This window comes from Shewanella glacialimarina, from assembly GCF_020511155.1.
GTDB lineage: Bacteria > Pseudomonadota > Gammaproteobacteria > Enterobacterales > Shewanellaceae > Shewanella > Shewanella glacialimarina.
In genome coordinates this window covers 632,564-650,476 of sequence record NZ_CP041216.1, presented here as the reverse complement: position 1 = coordinate 650,476, position 17,913 = coordinate 632,564, and the positions used below count along the sequence as shown (strand labels likewise).

10 protein-coding genes are annotated in these 17,913 nt (G+C 41.8%); 5 read left to right on the top strand and 5 right to left on the bottom strand.

The features are described from left to right. Positions 1–67 precede the first annotated feature (67 nt). On the top strand, positions 68–1,099 hold the full coding sequence (locus tag FJ709_RS02625; RefSeq protein WP_226413185.1) for a porin: 1,032 nt from the start codon (positions 68–70) through the stop codon (positions 1,097–1,099). Between the two features lie 90 nt (positions 1,100–1,189). Here the strand turns inward: FJ709_RS02625 and FJ709_RS02620 are convergent, their stop codons facing one another. Further along, complete coding sequence (locus FJ709_RS02620; protein WP_226413183.1) at positions 1,190–1,849, bottom strand: thiopurine S-methyltransferase; 660 nt, start codon at positions 1,847–1,849, stop codon at positions 1,190–1,192. Positions 1,850–1,925: 76 nt separating this feature from the next. Beyond that, on the bottom strand, positions 1,926–2,282 hold the full coding sequence (locus tag FJ709_RS02615; protein WP_226413181.1) for a hypothetical protein: 357 nt from the start codon (positions 2,280–2,282) through the stop codon (positions 1,926–1,928). 173 nt (positions 2,283–2,455) lie between these two features. Between FJ709_RS02615 and FJ709_RS02610 the strand changes: the two genes are divergently transcribed. After that, positions 2,456–4,264: a protein kinase domain-containing protein gene (locus tag FJ709_RS02610; RefSeq protein WP_226413179.1), complete on the top strand. Its 1,809-nt coding sequence runs from the start codon at positions 2,456–2,458 to the stop codon at positions 4,262–4,264. A gap of 58 nt (positions 4,265–4,322) precedes the next feature. Here the strand turns inward: FJ709_RS02610 and FJ709_RS02605 are convergent, their stop codons facing one another. Beyond that, positions 4,323–6,725, bottom strand: coding sequence for a zinc-dependent metalloprotease (locus tag FJ709_RS02605; protein WP_226413177.1), 2,403 nt, complete (start codon positions 6,723–6,725; stop codon positions 4,323–4,325). Between the two features lie 66 nt (positions 6,726–6,791). Further along, positions 6,792–10,502, bottom strand: a complete 3,711-nt coding sequence (locus tag FJ709_RS02600; RefSeq protein ID WP_226413175.1) for a response regulator — start codon at positions 10,500–10,502, stop codon at positions 6,792–6,794. A gap of 885 nt (positions 10,503–11,387) precedes the next feature. Here FJ709_RS02600 and FJ709_RS02595 point away from each other — a divergent pair. Then, positions 11,388–13,136 (top strand): lysophospholipid acyltransferase family protein, encoded by a 1,749-nt coding sequence (locus FJ709_RS02595; RefSeq protein WP_226413173.1) that lies wholly within the window; start codon positions 11,388–11,390, stop codon positions 13,134–13,136. Positions 13,137–13,425: 289 nt separating this feature from the next. Here FJ709_RS02595 and FJ709_RS02590 read toward each other — a convergent pair whose 3' ends face one another. After that, a complete protein-coding gene (locus FJ709_RS02590) occupies positions 13,426–13,752 on the bottom strand; it encodes a hypothetical protein (RefSeq protein WP_226413171.1) in 327 nt (108 codons plus the stop codon). A 238-nt stretch (positions 13,753–13,990) separates the two neighbouring features. Between FJ709_RS02590 and rapA the strand changes: the two genes are divergently transcribed. Both rapA and FJ709_RS02580 read left to right on the top strand, forming a co-directional pair. Then, the gene (gene rapA / locus FJ709_RS02585; protein WP_226413169.1) at positions 13,991–16,894 is read left to right on the top strand and encodes an RNA polymerase-associated protein RapA; all 2,904 of its coding nucleotides are present in this window, start codon (positions 13,991–13,993) and stop codon (positions 16,892–16,894) included. A 163-nt stretch (positions 16,895–17,057) separates the two neighbouring features. Continuing rightward, positions 17,058–17,912, top strand: a complete 855-nt coding sequence (locus tag FJ709_RS02580) for a DUF3530 family protein (protein WP_226413167.1) — start codon at positions 17,058–17,060, stop codon at positions 17,910–17,912. Position 17,913: the final 1 nt, after the last annotated feature.

Here is a 17,913-nt window from a genome sequence, read left to right as displayed (position 1 = left end):
CATTAATTACTATTAAAACCATTCTTAAAATGGAATCATAGAACGTTAAGTTCTGGGAGTATGAAAGATGAAAAAAACCTTACTATCTGCATCAGTTGCGTCTATTTTAGCTATTACATCATTTAGTGCACTTGCTGATGGCCCTGATTTTTACGGTCGTTTAGATTTATCGCTTACTAACTCAGATGCAGGCTCAACCTTACAAAGTGGTACTAATGGCGTAACTTTAGGTGAAAGCGGCACTTATTTAGAGAATAACTTTTCTAATGTTGGCGTGAAAGGTAACGAGAAAATTTCTGACGGCGTAGAAGTGCTATACCAAATGGAATTTCAAGTTGAAAATACTTCCAATTCAGGCGACACGTTCAAAGCCCGTAATACATTTTTAGGTATCAAAACTTCAGCGGGTTCTGTTTTAGTGGGTCGTAACGACACAGTATTTAAACAATCTGAAGGTGGTGTTGATTTATTTGGCAACTCCAACGCTGATATTGACCGTATCGTCAGCGGCCAAACTCGTAGCGCTGATGGTATATGGTACTACTCTCCAGTTATTGCAGACCTCATCACCCTTAATGCAACCTATTTAATGGAAGATAACCAAGCTTCTGATGACGCTCAGTATGCATTAAGTGTCACCTTAGGTGATAAAGGCTTGTCTAAGCAAAATTACTATGTCGCTGGTGCTTATAACAAAGCTATTGGTGGCGTTGATGCTTACCGTGCTGTAGGTCAAGTTAAGTTTGGCGATTTCAAAGTGGGCGGTTTATTCCAAAACTCTGAAAGCGTAACTGACAGCAATATTGACGGTAACACATATTTTGTCAACGCGGTTTACAACTTAAATGGTGTTAACTTAAAAGTAGAATATGGTCAAGATGAGGCTGGTTTTGGTAAGTACTACAAAGCCTTAGGTCAAGCAGGTGCTGATGATATCAATGTACAAAATATCACAGTGGGTGCTGATTATCGTGTAGCCAAATCGACGTTATTATTCGCACATTATGCTATGTATGAAGGTGACTACACTGAAACTAACGTTAAAACTGATCTAAAAGATGATAACGTATTCACTGTAGGCGTACGTTACGACTTCTAATCTAATTAGGCGTTAACATTAAGGCGACCTTCTGGTCGCCTTTTTATTTGAGCTAGTCGGTGTTTTTCAAGATAGTTGTAAACCTTACAGTTACTTTTTGCGAGTCAGCTTATACGCGGCTTCGTTTAACCAAGGTACCTGCTTATTTACAAACCTTGGATTATCAGCAAGCACATCTTCACAAGCAAGTAAGGTCACCTCAAAATACGGCGATAAATATTGTTCAATCCAGTCAGGACTCACTGCAAATGGCGGACCTTTAAGCGTGTCTTGAGGATAGTCGAGTGTAATTAATAACCCGGATATATCTGCGGGAATCAGCTTAGCAAGTGTTTGTGCATACTGCTGACGCATATCTTCAGGCCAAGCAATTAACGCCGCTCGATCATAAAAGCCGCCAATATCTGCCGTGACACTTGGGGCTAAAGCAAAAATATCACCTTGAATTAACTGAATTTGATCGGCTGCATAAAATTGATGTTGGGTATGCTGCTGAACTTGAAAGGGGAGTTGGTTGTCATTAAAAAATTGTTCAATAGCCGTTTGACTTAACTCACACCCCTGCACTTGATGACCCAATTCAGCTAAATAGCACATGTCTAAAGATTTACCACATAGCGGCACAAAAATTTTACTCATGGGCACTAAATTCAACTCAGACCAAAAACGAATCAATAATGGATTCACTTGTGGTTGGTGAAAACCTATCTGTTGCATCTGCCATTTTTCATGCCAAAATTGAGGTTCCATTTTAAATCTCTCCAACGAATTTAATTGCAGCCCACTGTATAAGCTTGAATCAACAGAAGCAACTGCAATCCAGCCACTATTCGTTAGATAAATCCCCCTTAAGAACCAATTGAACTTTACGCAACCAAACACAATTCTCACATTGACAGTTACGGCGAGATAAATGGTGTGGGGACAAACTTGAATCGACAAAATCAACTGCGACCAGTAATTGTTGCTTTAAATCATCAACAGATTTTTGCTCCATCGCAACCATCTCATCATTATGATTAATCCACACACACTCTTCCCCTTGATGGCAGGTAATACATTGCTCGTCCGCTGCATTGAAAAATACCGCATGGGGACAATGTGTTACTTCCATAGATTGCAGTATACGTAGTCGAGGAAAGTCAAAGAGTTGAATTAAATCCGCTTTTTTTATATTTGGCATAACGTGTTCCCTATAAAAGCGATTGCTAAATCTCTGTTAATCTTACCGACTCAAGGGCAAAAGTAAGTTGATACAGGTCAAGGTTTACTTAACCGATAAAATTAGTTAGGAAGCGCTTGAAGTCAGGCTGAGATAAGGCTTAAATAACCTAAGCAGTTTTAAGGGGATATCATTTGCAAACGCCACAACTACAACACTTTTATATTAATGAAGAGCAATCTATTTATTTGCTTAAGGCGAATGATGCCCGCAAACATAAAGCCTGGGTCAGATTATGTAAGCAGCAGCTGATCAAGCTTGGCTACTCAACAATAGAATTTATTGGTAAAGGTGCTTATGGCTTTGTATTTGCAGGAATAAACAGTGTGGGTGATTCACACGTGTTTAAATTTTCCCGTCTGACGTTACCGCAAAATATTCAAGACAGGCTCGAAGAAGAAGCCTATATGCTTAGCCTAGTGAAACATCCGAATGTGCCCGCCGCAATCAAATTTGAACGTGTCGGCAAACAAGGGATTTTAGTGATGGAACGCGCTAAAGGAGAAGATTTAGATAAAATCTGCCTGCGCATGGGGGCATTGCCTGCATCAATGATAGTCAGTATAGCCCGCCAGCTTGCCAATATTTTGTATTATCTACGTAAAGGCAAACCCTTTGTCCACGGTGATATTAAACCATCGAATTTAGTGTATGACATTGAAAGTGATAACCTGTCGCTAATTGATTGGGGCTCGGCTGTATTTGCACAGCGCGACGAGCGCAATCGTCCTGTGGATGATAATGTGATGTCATTAATGTCTAGCGATCAACACCAGACAAATGCCCGCATGGGTGATGTCTACTTTATCGGCGAAGACCAGCTCAGTGGCGCGCTTTCTTCAGCACGATTTGATGAACAAGGTGTGGCAGGCACCTTATATGCACTTGCTTCAGGGCAAAGCAGTCGCTTTGGTACTAAAGTTATCCCCGCCACAAGTATAGGTCTGCCGATTGAGCTAGCGAAAACCTTAGACGGCATGTTAAGTAGCGATCCCGTAATGAGAGCCCTTGCTGGCGATTATTTTTTAAAAAGTATGCGTCACAACCATCGTATGCACTTACCTGACATTCCCTACCTGCCAACTAAATCTGAAATTCCGGTTTGGGTTCAACCACGCCCAAGAGTTATTGAAACCGTCAGCTATAGCTCGCGTAAATCATTTTTAAAAGAACATAATAGCCATGAACACATTGCAGATATTGACGATGTGCAGGTCGATAAATACTATCGAAATTTTATGGTTGGCATGGCAGATACTGAAAAAGGATTTATTGCGGCTGTCGGGCGTTTGGCTCAATACTCAATCGTCGGTGGACTGGCAATACACTGGCAGCCAACGGGGGTTTACATTGATTCAAACTTAGCAACCTATGACCCTAGTCATAAAACTGCGTTAACACTTGCGGTGAATAACATGGTCACTATGGCGCGGGGCATTAAACGTATTGGGGTATTTAAAGCCTGCTTTTTTAATGCCAAAGACACACTGCATATCGAACGTAGTAATCCTGATATGCCCTTTGAAATAACAGGTGAAATGCAATTACCTTTTGAAGTTGGTGATGTGCCCTTACTGGAGGATAAATCTCGCCTGCATTCCTATTTTGAAGATGGTAAAGATCCAGAAGAAAACCTCGAACTTCCCGCAGAAATAATGACAGAATTAGGCTGGCTCAACCAAATTCATCACACTGGCTGTATTATTTTTGAAGCCCTTCCGACTCACTTAAAAATCCATAGCTATTTACGACTACTTAATCCGCGCAAACAGGCCGCCTTCAGAGCCAGTCTTGATAGAATTATTGCAAATGCGGATAAGATTCAAGGTCATGGGATCAGTGGTTTTATGAAATTACCTTATAAGAATACCCGTCAGTTTTCACATTTAGATAAGAAACCTGACCTGTTTTACCCTAAAAACCCCAAGGAACTGACCACATAAAAAAGCCCTGAAGATATCTTCAGGGCTTTTACGTTAAGCAACTTAGCTAACAGGAAGCTTAAATAGGTGAGCCAGGTGGCATAATAAGTGGCTTAGCAATTAATTTGTATTCCGGTGTTTGCAGGCTTTTCTCAATACCTTGATATAGCCAATCGTAATGCGCTGCTTGATACTCACTTGCACGCGTACTACGGCGCTTTAATTGCTTCACGGTAAAGCCAAGTTTAGCGAATAACTGGGCTTTAACTTCACTGGCAGTATCTTGGTGATGATATGCAGCTAACATGCCTTCAACCACAACGGCATTGACCCGCATATTAATGCCTAGCTGTGTTTCCCTTGATAATTCTTGATATAAGGTCGCCCCTATCAGCTTATCTAATAGATCTACCACAGAGAGCTGTTCAGTATCTTGCATATAAGCTTGGTTAACACGATTTAAGCGCTCTGGTGACAATAACTGCGCCACAATATGCCGACTCATGACTTCTGCCATCCCTAATGGATCGCTCACAACACCCATATTGCCATTAAAGCTTTCACGGGTTTTACGATAATTTCCAGCTTTGGGTACTAAAGCGTGCAGTACATTATCAGGTATCGCTAAACTCTGGGGCGATAAGCCTGCTACTAATGCATCCAGTGCCGCATGTTGCTTTGCTGGCGCCGCAAAAAACCAGCGCAGCCCTGAGCCTAATTGCTGGTAGTTATAATCAGTGCCGCCAATCCATTTAGCCGCCGCTTCTATCTGATAACGGGTTAATAAATACATAGGCACAAAAACATCTGCCAACTCACCTTTAGGCTCATCTTTAAGTAACGCCTCGCCATTAAATTGGGTAATAGCATGGCGACGCACGGCTTCTAAGCGAGACAATTCAGCAATAGCATCATTGCCGTTATCCCATAGACTTGCATAAATATGGCTTGCACCGTTTCCACGAGAGTCTGCTTCGCCAATATACCGATAGCCTTTAGTTAACGCTTGATTAAGCAGTTTATCTTGATTATCCGCAGCACCATAGCCAAACGCGACGGTATATTTATCCCACTCGCCTATGCCTTCTGAATACGGGTTCTCAATCGCGATGGCGTTATTTTCTAAACGCACATATGGGTGGGGATAATCCATTACCGACGCATTATCATTAGTTGATGCGGCAAAGTTATGATCAAAGCCTAATGTGTGGCCTATTTCATGGGCCGACAATTGACGAATTCGCGCTAAAGAAAGTGCCATAGCAGCATCTGCAGCAGCTTGTCTATCTGGCCAGTCGGCGGTTAACCCTCTGGCAATAAGGTGATCTTGCTTAACCCTTAAACTACCTAAAGTGACATGACCCTTAATAATTTCACCAGTACGCGGATCGGTGACAGCTGCCCCATATGACCAACCACGCGTGGCGCGATGCACCCATTGGATCATGTTATAACGCACATCTTGAGGATCCGCGCCCTCTGGTAGCATCGCCACTTTAAAACCATTAATAAAACCAGCTTCATTAAAGGCTTCTTCCCACCAGCGCGCACCCTCTAACAATGCAGTTCTAATCGGTTCAGGCACACCTGGGTCAAGGTAATAAGTAATGGGTTTAATGACTTCACTGGGGGCATCGCCTGGCGTCACTTTTTCAAGGCGGTGACGTAATAAATAACGCTGCACCAACGGCTCATCTACCTTAACGGAGTAATCTGCATACTCGTCAGATAAATAACCACTCATAGGATGATATGCGCGGGCTTGGTAACCCGCTTCGGGCAGCTGAATAAATGAGTAACGCATCCGCACCGACATAAACTTACCATCAGGGGTAACCTCGGCAACTTGCTCGCCAGCTTGTTGAGCTTTAAAAGTCAGGTTAACGTCAACATCGGCATTTTGTGCAAAGGATTTTATATTATCAGGCATGATCACCGACAACTGGCTATCAAGGGTATAAGCACCTTGTTCTGTGTCGGCCAATACATCCGATACGCCGTGTAAGTCGTTAATGACGAGATCATTAATCGACACTAACGCTTTTTTGCCTGGCAGTAATTTTCCACGCCACAAAATAGATTCAGCAAAGGCCTGTTTGACAGACTGCTGCTCGGCGACATTATCACTACTGGCTCGAAAGTAAGTATTCAATTGTTTTAATAAAATATAGGGACCATGCTGCTCAAATTGCACCATACGAGTGCGCCCTAGCTGGCCTCTATCCAAACCAATGTCGTTTGAACCAACCCCATGGGGCAAACTGGTTAACAGTAAAAAAGGCTGATTTAACTTATTGGCTTGTAAATACAATTGACCGTCGGTGCTATCGTAATAAAAGTTAACAAAACCTTCAGCCACTTGGCTTTGCTTAATGACTTTTTCGGCCGTCGCAGCCAATGCTGTGCTAGATAAAGTTGTTAGCGATAATGCTGCAGGGCTGATGGCAAGCATTATCGCCAATGAGAGATGGCGTCGATTCATGTCAAATTCCTTGTAAAAGTCCCTTAAAAAATAAATGCAATCCGTTGCTACTCAATACACGCCAGATCACATCTTATTGTTATTATTCTTATATTCAATCCAGTGAGATAAGGTATCGAATAGCTCATTCAATACGATTGGTTTGGTAATATGGGCATTCATGCCAGCCGCTAAGCTTTTTTCACGGTCACCCGACATCGCATGTGCCGTCATTGCAATAATCGGTAATTGTTCCGGACTATAACGTTTACGCAGCTCTTTTGAAGCGGTTAAACCATCCATAACGGGCATTTGAATATCCATTAATACCGCGTCAAATGCTCGGGTATCAATTAAATCTAATGCAATTTGGCCATTGTCCGCCATCACCACTTCATAACCCGCACTTTTTAATAATTCTGATGCCACTTGCTGGTTAATAAAGTTATCCTCAACTAACAACACTAATCCTGATTGTTGTTCTTGAATATCTTCTTTGGGAACAGACTGTACATTGAGTTTTGGCTCTTTGGCAAACGCCCCAATAATTTCATCAAACAAGACTGATGCCTTAAAGGGCTTTTGTAAAATGGCATGTACATTTCTATCGGCAACATCCTTGGCTAGAGGTTCTGCGCTGTACGCTGTCATCAATATGATCACCGGACGTTTTGCTAAGCGCCCATCTGCCACCATTTCATCAACTTTAGTTAGTACTTCCAACCCGCCCATTTCAGGCATCATCCAATCCAATAAAATCAGATCCACAGGTTGTCTAGCCAAACAATCTAATGCTTGCTGTCCACTTGAAGCCGTGCGAACACCAAAGCTGAAGTCTTTCATTAATGCTGAATAAATTTGCAATGCACTTGGGTTATCATCGACCACTAATGTGGTTAAATTATTCAACTGTTCAGGTACTATTAACGGCTCGACGATGTTTTCTTCAGCAATTTCAAAACTAATGGTAAAGCTAAAAATACTGCCTTGATCCACTTCTGACGATACCTGCATAGTACCGCCCATCATAGAAACCAGGTGTTTGCTGATCGACAACCCTAATCCGGTGCCACCGTATTTTCGGGTAGTTGAACCATCGGCCTGGGCAAATGCATCAAATAGTTTTGATTGCTGTTCTTTACTAATGCCTATACCAGTATCTCGAACCCAGAACTTCAAGGTAATGCGATGATCACGCTCGCCAACATCTTCACAGCCCAGCTCAATTTCACCATTTTGGGTAAATTTAACCGCATTTGATAATAAGTTAACTAATATCTGCCCCAGACGCAGTGGATCTCCATTTAGAATAAGTCCAGCGGTAACAGGTGCATAGAGTAATAATTCAACGCCTTTTTCTTGTGCTTTAATGGCATTCATATCCAGCACATGATCCAGTACCTTGTCTAACGGAAACGCGACTCGCTCTAGCTCTAACTTACCGGCTTCGATTTTAGAAAAATCGAGAATATCATTGATAATTCGTAACAAAGATTGGGCCGAGAAGCCCGCTTTACTGAGATAATCTTCTTGCTGAATGGTCAGGCTAGTACGTTGTGCTAGCTGTAACATACCGATAATTGCGTTCATTGGGGTGCGAATTTCATGGCTCATGTTAGCCAAAAATTCACTTTTATACATGTTAGCTAATTCAGCGTCTTGCTTAGCTTCCAGCAAGGCCACTTCATTACTTTTTTGACGGGTGATATCTTTATGAGTACCAAGCATACGTTTAGTTTGGCCTGACTCCAAAAACTCTACCGCACGACCACGTGATAACAACCAATGGTATTCACCCAGCTTACCTTTCATCCTAAATTCAATTTCATAGGCATCTGTAGGGTCAAGTAAGTATTGGCTACGATATTCCTGCACTCGGTCACGGTCATCTGGATGAGTCAATCCGTCAATGGATGATAATAAAGCAGGGAACTCATTGGGTTCATAGCCCAACATAGAATAAAATGCTGGGTTACAAATAATTTGTTCTGAGTCGATATACCAATCCCACAAACCATCTTCAACCGCATCCATCGCCATGTGATAACGCTCTTCTGATAAGCGTAATTGCTCTGCTGATTCATACTCGCGGGTAATATCTCGCCAAATAGAAATCAGACCCAGTAATTCATTGCGGCGATTATAAAATGGCAGTTTAAAGGCATTCAATAGTACCGGTTTTCCGGCTATTTCAATTCGCTCTTTATATTGCAGTGGTTTTTTGTCGTCTAAGATTTTTTTATCTTCGGCTAAAATGCGCTTACCTTGTTCAGGGCTAGTAAAATCACAGGTAGTTAAGCCAATAATATCACTTTCATTCACACCTAACATACGCTCGGCTGACTTGTTACAGCCAAGATACTTACCTTCTTTATCTTTAAAGACAATGGCTTCTGGTAATGAATCAATAAGCGACCTTAATAAGGCAAATTCCCGTTCACGGCGCTCTGTGGTATCACGTAAACGCTGAGTACGGCTGGCGACTAAGTTATCAAGACGTTTATTTTGCTCAGCAAGATGGCGCGTGTATTGTTTGTTTTCTTCAAAAATACGACTGACCAGTAAAAACCACGGCTCCCACCCAGGACTGATGACTTCTGGAGGCTGTATCGGTGACTGGGAACACGCCTCTAAATGGGTCAGTAACTTTGATGCAGGGCTAACGAACGCACGGCGGGTTTGCCAATGCACAATGGTCACTAGCACCGAAAGCGCTAACACAACCAGGATAAAAGTCAGTTGTAACTTTTCCCATGAATCTTGAAAAAGCGCGCCTTCCTCTTGAATATACAATAATCGCCACGGCGCATTATGCAATGCAACAGAATGAATATAATGATTATTACGTAATATGCCTTCATGAGCGTCAAACAATTCAGATTCAGATAACGAATGTAATTCTGCCGGAATACGTTGGCTGATATGGTACACACGATTCATTTCATTGGAGTCAAAATCGCTATGGGACAAAATATTATTTTGTTGATCTAATAAAATGACCGTACCAGGCATTTTGAAATAAGTACGTATTTGTTTAGCCAATGAAGCTAAGGTCATGTCGAGGTTAATCGTGCCGATAAACTCATCTTCAAGATAAACCGGTAACCCTAAGGTGGTTAATAAGCCTTCTTGGACACCATCAACATATGCCGGACTCCAAAAAGCATTTCGTTGTGGATTTAATTCTGGTGTGGCTAATTGAAATTGCTGCTTATTGAGCTGCTCTTCCCTGAAGCGTTGATCGGAATTGCTCCAAGGAAAGTACGACATCATTTTTCGCTTAGATACATAATAAATAGACGAAGCTTTTGGTGCGGCTTCTTTAGCGACGGGAAATGATAGCGATAGCTCAAACAGCATTTCTAGTTCTTGATAAAACTTCTCACTGCGACCATCAAGCGAGCCCATGCCGGTAATGCGCCCCATATTGGTAAAGGGTTCACCACTTTTAACATAGTTAGGTTCTAAACTAAAAAACTGTCCATCGGCATTGAATTTTTCATATTGAGGTAGACGATCTTTGCGCACTTGCTCGCCTAGGCGAAGATGATCAACCGCCACATCTCGTAAGCTTTTTACCGCACGAATACTGGACTCTAATAATAAATCTATTTGCAACACATGCCGTGCAACTTGATCTTCACGCTGTTCAATTTGCACCTCTTTTTGGCGTTCATAAAAAATAGCCGCAGAAATAAGTGACATGACAATCACACCAATATAAGTGTAAAAAACCGCGCGATTATAATTACGTTGAATAGGAGATTTTAGCTGTAAATCAGGCTCTGTTGGTTTCATTCCGTACCTTTGGTGACAGCGCACCCTTTGCGGTAGCACAAGTGTCGGCGCATCATAACATTAGGTTAATACGCGCAATAAATAAGACAAAGGCCATATTATCAGGAACATAATCTCAATCACATGAATAAATCTAAATCGGTTTTTTATGACATCTGTTAGCGGCACTCATTACTGGCTCATCAGGGTATTACCCCACAGTGCCAAGCGAAGTCAAAAAACGAATAAAAAACCATAAGTAATTGATTTATAGCTACATAATAAAGCTGACCCTGTGGGTCCTCTAGCCTTGTTAAGTTAACTCGCTGATAATATTTATATCGTTCAAGCCTGTGAACTGGGTAAATCTATAAAGTATGGCATCCGATGACTGTCAATAACGTGCCCGATATTCACCTTTATGAATAGTTATTGAAATTATTGGCTACTTTCACAGGTCTTATTGGTGATTTGCTTAATAACATTAGAGATAAACTAATGTGTTACACCAAGGACATTGCCAACCACCATTTACTTTAAGCTGCCATTGTGCAGTTTTATGGCCAGTATGAGCCCAGAATAAAGACAGACGTTTGCAGCGGTGTTAATCATGTTGATGAAGGTAAATACATGAGAAAGCTGCATATTGGTTTACACCTAAAAGTGAAGCCCTCAGAAAAGAGGGTTGTCAAAGAAATGTCTCTATTTCAAACGATTGCTCAATTTTTTAAACAATAACTCGATGTTATTCAAACATATCTTTATAGTAAATAACTTAAATCAGCCCAGTGTTGCATTCCGTCAGCTTAAATACGGACTTAGTTGCGGAAGAGGTACCCGCCAACTACAGCAGTATAAAACACTGCTTGATGCTCAATTAATCTTGTTACAGGGTTTAACAATAATATGCCGCAGTTGAGTCTTAACAATCTGTTACCGAAAAAGCCTCGTAGTTTTTTTTCAAAATTATTGATAACCCTAGTCGATTACCTTTTAGGCATTAGCCAATTAAATCGTGTCTATCAAGATTCGGGGTTAAAAGGACTAGAGAAAAAAGCCTTTGCAACGCGCTTTGTTGATGTATTTGAGTTGACAGTAAAAAGCCAAACCAATTTACCTCAGCTTATCCCACCAAAGGGAGCTGCTATCGTGGTGGCGAATCACCCCTATGGCGGAATTGAAGGCGTTATTTTGGCTTTTTTATTATCTTCAGTGCGGGGTGATGTCAAAATACTCGCTAATCAAGCATTGAAAATCATTCCAGAATTAGCCGACTTCTTTATTTTTACCAACCCACTTGTTCCTGGTGCGAAAGGCAATGCTAAATCGCTAAGAGCCTGCAAAGACCACTTGGCCCAGGGCGGCTTATTAGTGCTGTTTCCTGCAGGACGGGTCAGTTATCCCGGTCGTGATGGTCAGGTGACAGATCACCAATGGCATCGAATAGTGGGCGCACTGACCTCTTTCACCCAAGCACCTTTAATACCCTGTTTTATTTCAGGAAAAAACAGCGACTTTTTCTATTTTATGGGAAAAATATACTTTCGTTTTAGAATGTTATTACTGATCAGAGAAATGCTAAACAGCAAAGGGAGAACCGTTGAGGTCACTTTTGGCCAAGCCACATTATTGCCATCTTTACCAGAGAAAACACAAATGACGACTGATATTGCCCGTTTAATGACATACTTGCATGCCCCTGAGTACCAACACCAATGGCCGGTATGCAAGGCACCTGAAATGTTGCCTCTTGCAGCCTCGCAATTACCGCACAATCTAGACAACGAAATAAGCCAACTTCCGCAAGATCAGTGCTTACTCCAGTATAAGTATTTTAAAGTGTACTACGCATCTCGCGCCCAATGCCCAGCTGTCATTGAAGACATTCGTCGCTTACGGGAGGAAAACTTCAGACAGTTTGATGAAGGCAGTGGCTTACCCCAGGACGGTGACGCATTCGATGACACTTATACTCATTTATTTGTCTACGACACTCAAAATCAGGCAATTACGGGTGCATATCGCATGGGGCAAACCGATAATTTACTCGCACAGGGCGGTGTATCTCAACTGTATTTAAACCGTATGTTTGACTTTAGCGCTGAATTTATCAATCAACAACAGCCCTGTCTTGAAATGGGTCGATCATTTGTAGTTGCCAGTCATCAGCGTAGCTTTCATGGTTTACTATTATTGTTTAAGGGCATTGGCGCGTTTGTGTGCAAGTTCCCACAATATCGCACCTTATACGGCACAGTGTCTTTAAGTAAGCAATATACGCCTATCAGTGTGCGGTTAATTGAACAATTTCTGGTGACCTCATCTTCTGATGTTAAGCCCAAAAAACAGTTCGATGTTGATGTGCCAAATGATATTAAGCAGTATTTAGCCAGCTACCCTGCCGATATCGAAATTTTAGAGTTATTGGTCAAGCAAATTGAACCTGACGGTAAAGGGTTGCCGGTATTGGTAAAGCTATATCACCAATTGGGTGCTAAGTTTTACTGTGTGGGCATCGACCCCAACTTTGCCGAAACACCGGGGTTATTGCTTAGTGTAGACTTGCCTCACGCACCAGAACGCTTACTAAAACTGTATCTTGGGCAAGGGGCTGAGGCTTATCTACAACATAATGTTCATACATCTCAGGCATAATGACCTCGAACTTAGCCAAGTAAACACCTAAGCAAACAGCCATCGTCTAGCCAATTCTTAAACTGAGGATTAAAAAAGACTTCATACCCGCTTTTAGTGATAAACCAGCTTAATGTGCGCATTGTTTTCGATTAAAACTCGTAGTTGAAGGAGCCAATCCAAATTCAGCATGGGTTTTACCACCGATTAACTGGAATATCAGTTTTAAGGTTGAATAGTGATGAATGGCATGACTACAGGCAAACATAAGTTCTCTGCCTAAAGTACTCTCTACTTCAATGATATGAGTTTAATTGATACCAACATCAGAATGAACCAGCACCACTTGGCTAATATCCGCTTCAGTCAGCGCTAGCATCCACTGCTTTATATTATTAAATTGATTCAATGCCTCGGGTAATGAGGTTTCAACCAGTGAGCCTCTTCGACGATTTTCATAATCAACTAGACCCGTTTCAAGACAAGTCTGTAACGACATAAAATGATCTAAAATATGTCTAGCATGAACACCTATACTGCTCGACATACCGTCAGCCAACTTACAATAGTCTCTTTGCTGCAATTGCGTTAAAAATGAAACACTTTGATCTAGCGTTGAAATATAGTGGCTTAACATCAAAAACCTAACCCTATCATTGGAATCTAAATGAATAGACCTTTATATGAGGTATTTAATTACAGTGTTTTACACTCTAGCACAATATAACCAAGCCACTTCAAAATGCTCGTTTCAGCGCTAACTTAGGATAATTTAAAAATATCTGTCTAATTAAGTGCTAAAATTTTAAATTTGGATGGGTTTGAGATAATATACGCCCCCTTTTTGTTTCCCGCTTTAAACATGAGAGTTGAAGATGCCGTTTGCTTTAGGTCAACGCTGGATCAGTGATACCGAGTCAGAACTAGGATTAGGCACAGTTGTGCAAGTTGAAGGCCGGATGGTCACATTATTATTTCCTGCCACTGGAGAGAACCGGATGTTCTCCCGTGCTGAAGCACCATTAACAAGGGTCATTTTTAATCCTGGCGATTGCATTGAAAGCGGTGACGGCTGGAAACTAACCGTTGAAGAAATTGAACAAAAAGATCAAATTATTGTTTATCACGGGATCCACAGCGACACCCAAGAGAAGGTCAGTTTAAGAGAAACATTACTGAGCCATAATATTCGTTTTAATAAGCCACAAGACCGCTTGTTTGCCGGTCAAATTGATCGCTTAGAACGTTTTGGCGTGCGATACCAATGTCAATTGTTACGTCACAAATTAGCCACCTCTGATTTATTAGGTTTACAAGGTCCACGTGTAGGCTTAATTGCACATCAACAATGGATTGCCCATGAAGTGGGTCGCCGTTATGCGCCAAGAGTATTGCTTGCTGATGAAGTCGGCTTAGGTAAAACCATTGAAGCAGGGTTAATCATCCACCAACAATTACTAACCGGTCGTGCTGAACGCATTTTGGTGATAGTACCAGATACCTTGCGTCACCAATGGTTAGTGGAAATGTTGCGCCGCTTTAACCTCAGGTTTTCAGTATTTGATGAAGACCGCTGCGTTGAAGCCTATGCCGATAACGATAACCCTTTTTATACCGAGCAATTAGTGATTTGTTCGCTTGAGTTATTGCGTAAAAAGAAACGTCTTGATCAGGCATTAGATGCCGATTGGGATTTATTGGTGGTCGATGAAGCTCACCATTTAGAATGGTCAGAAGATGCACCAAGCCGTGCATATAAAATAGTTGAAGCACTCAGTGAAGTTGTACCTGGGGTTTTATTACTCACAGCAACACCGGATCAACTGGGTCACCAAAGTCACTTTGCTCGTTTACGTCTGCTCGATCCCGATCGTTTTTATGATTACGACGCTTTCTTAAGCGAAGAAAACAGCTATAAAGATGTTGCCGATGCAGCCCAAGCTTTGGCGTCTAATGATAATTTAAGCCAAGATGCAATCAACAGCTTAACTGAGTTATTGTCAGAGAAAGACATCGAGCCTAACATTCGATTAATTCAAGCAACTGATGTTGATGAAACACAACAACAAGAAGCCCGCGACGAGTTGTTACAAGAATTATTAGACCGTCATGGCACTGGCCGCGTACTGTACCGTAACAGCCGCGCCTCAGTAAAAGGCTTCCCACAGCGTCATTTTAATCCTTATCCGCAAACGATGCCGGAACAATATGTTACTGCTCAGCGCGTGAATGACATGATGGGCGGCGCTAAAACACCTGAAGCCAAGGCATTACAGGCGTTAAGCCCTGAAAAGCTCTACCAAGCCTTTGAAAACGACAGTTCATGGTGGAAGTTTGACCCACGTGTTGACTGGTTAATTGAGTTCCTCAAAAGTCACCGCAGTAAAAAAGTACTGATTATTGCCAGCTTAGCTGAAACGGCATTAAGCCTTGAAGAAGCCCTACGTACCCGTGAAGGCATTCAGGCAACAGTATTCCATGAAGGTATGTCTATTATTGAGCGCGATAAAGCCGGTGCTTACTTTGCCCAGGAAGACGGTGGTGCTCAGGCGCTTATTTGTTCTGAAATCGGATCTGAAGGACGCAACTTCCAATTTGCCAGTCATTTAGTGTTATTTGATTTACCGCTTAACCCAGATTTACTCGAGCAACGCATTGGCCGTTTAGATCGTATTGGGCAGAAGAATGACATTCAAATTCATTTGCCTTACTTAGCGGGAACAGCTCAGGAACGCTTGATGCGTTGGTATCACGATGGATTAAATTCATTTGAACTCACCTGCCCAAGTGGACATGTATTATTTAATCAGTTTGCTGAAGAGTTAATTCAAGTGTTGGCCAATGACGACGAAGAGGCACTTACACTGCTACTGAATCACACTAAGCAGCAATACCAACAACTGAAAAAATCAATGGAACAAGGTCGAGATAAGCTATTAGAAATCAACTCACACGGTGGTGAGCGCGCTAATGCGTTGATTAAACGCCTAGCGGACAATGATAGCAGTACCGACCTTATTGGCAGTGTCATCCGCCTATGGGACATTATTGGCGTTGATCAAGAAGATTGCGGCGAAAACACTATTGTCTTACGTCCAAGCGAGCACATGTTATATCCAACTTATCCAGGTTTACCTGAAGATGGTGTCACTGTGACGTTCGATCGTGAAACTGCATTGTCACGCGATGATATAGCCTTTATCTCGCAGGAACATCCTATCGTACAAACGGGTTTAGATTTAATTACCGGTTCAGAAACAGGCACTACCAGTGTTGCTGTGCTGAAAAACAAAGCTTTGCCTGCTGGAACCTTATTTTTAGAACTGATTTATATGGCCGATGCTTCGGCACCAAAATCGACTCAGTTATACCGTTATATGCCACCTACCCCTATCCGCATTTTACTGGATAAGAGTGGCAACAATATGTCGGACAAAGTCGATTATAAAAGCTTTGATAAACAACTTAGTGCAGTTAATCGTCATATTGCCAGCAAGCTTGTTAATGCTTCTCAGCCAATATTGCACCCTTTGTTTGCCCACGGTGAAGGCCATGCAAAAGCGGTGTTATCTGAATTAGTACTCAACGCTAAAGATAAAATGAGTCATCAGCTTGGTGGCGAGTTAAACCGTCTTGAGGCGCTTAAAGCGGTTAACCCTAATATTCGTGATGCTGAACTGGATTACATCCGTAACCAAATAGCAGAGTTGAATGAATATATTGATGACAGCCAGCTGCAACTTGATGCAATACGCATGGTATTAGTTAGCCACGTGTAAACACATCTAACACCTATTTAAATAAATCTATTTGAATAGGCATAAAAAAGAAGCACATGCCCCGTTAAAAGGCATGTGCTTCTTTTTTAAATCAATTAAGCTATTATTGGTATGACAAGTTTGTACCCTGGCTGGTTTATAGCATAAATAAGAAGAGGTTAATTTGAGCTCATTAAGTACTTGGTATTATTTATTGTTAATGTCCACAGCTGTTTTAGCGCAACCTTCATTTGCCCCAACTCCCGCCGCTGAAATAAAAAAAATCACCGTAGAAGCAAAAGAAATAGATGTATTAGTCAGACCCTGGAGTGGTAAACAGCAATTTGGCTTAGCTATCATCATAGGGCCGTCTGACAGCCAGGCGGAAAGTATGGGACTGGTGGGTTTTTTACGCCATGAACTCAATGCTAAGGGCTGGGCTACGATCAGTTTAACCCCACCAAAAGGGTTATATAGACCTAATTTCACCACAGAAAGTGAACAAATAAAAAAAGCCGGTGACGCGCAACTCAGCCTACCCGCACAACAAGCCGTACCTAAATATAACTCAGCACAACTCCTCGAATTACGTAATTTTCAGCAAGCTAACCTCACTGAAGCATTAAATCAATTAACCGCGATTGGCCAGCCATACCCAGGCGCAAAAATTATCATCGCTTTTGATGACAGTGCTGGCATGGTCACTCACTTACTTTTTGAAAAGAAAATACCAAGCCCTGAGCTGCTAATTTTAGTGAACCCCTACCGAGAGTATGAAGACTTAATAGAAGAGTCGAGTCAACGTAAGCAAATAGCCGAACAATTGGTGATGATGTCTATTCCGGTGTTAGATTTAGTTTCACCTGACTCCCACCCCCTAGCACAAGCGAATGCACCTGCGCGCAAGCAATACAACCAAGTCAAACCCATTAAATACTATCGCCAGTATCAATTAGACTTAACTTTAGCTAACTCGAGTGGTTGGCAAGAAGCACTTGAACGAATTGAAGGATTTTCAAGAAGCGTTATCGGCCGATAAC

What these genes read in the sequence shown, in the direction of transcription:
- FJ709_RS02625 (WP_226413185.1), top strand. Translation starts at nt 68, where the DNA reads ATGAAAAAAACCTTACTATCTGCATCAGTTGCGTCTATTTTAGCTATT.
- FJ709_RS02620 (WP_226413183.1), bottom strand. Translation starts at nt 1,849, where the DNA reads ATGGAACCTCAATTTTGGCATGAAAAATGGCAGATGCAACAGATAGGT.
- FJ709_RS02615 (WP_226413181.1), bottom strand. Translation starts at nt 2,282, where the DNA reads ATGCCAAATATAAAAAAAGCGGATTTAATTCAACTCTTTGACTTTCCT.
- FJ709_RS02605 (WP_226413177.1), bottom strand. Translation starts at nt 6,725, where the DNA reads ATGAATCGACGCCATCTCTCATTGGCGATAATGCTTGCCATCAGCCCT.
- FJ709_RS02600 (WP_226413175.1), bottom strand. Translation starts at nt 10,502, where the DNA reads ATGAAACCAACAGAGCCTGATTTACAGCTAAAATCTCCTATTCAACGT.
- FJ709_RS02595 (WP_226413173.1), top strand. Translation starts at nt 11,388, where the DNA reads ATGCCGCAGTTGAGTCTTAACAATCTGTTACCGAAAAAGCCTCGTAGT.
- FJ709_RS02590 (WP_226413171.1), bottom strand. Translation starts at nt 13,752, where the DNA reads ATGTTAAGCCACTATATTTCAACGCTAGATCAAAGTGTTTCATTTTTA.
- rapA (WP_226413169.1), top strand. Translation starts at nt 13,991, where the DNA reads ATGCCGTTTGCTTTAGGTCAACGCTGGATCAGTGATACCGAGTCAGAA.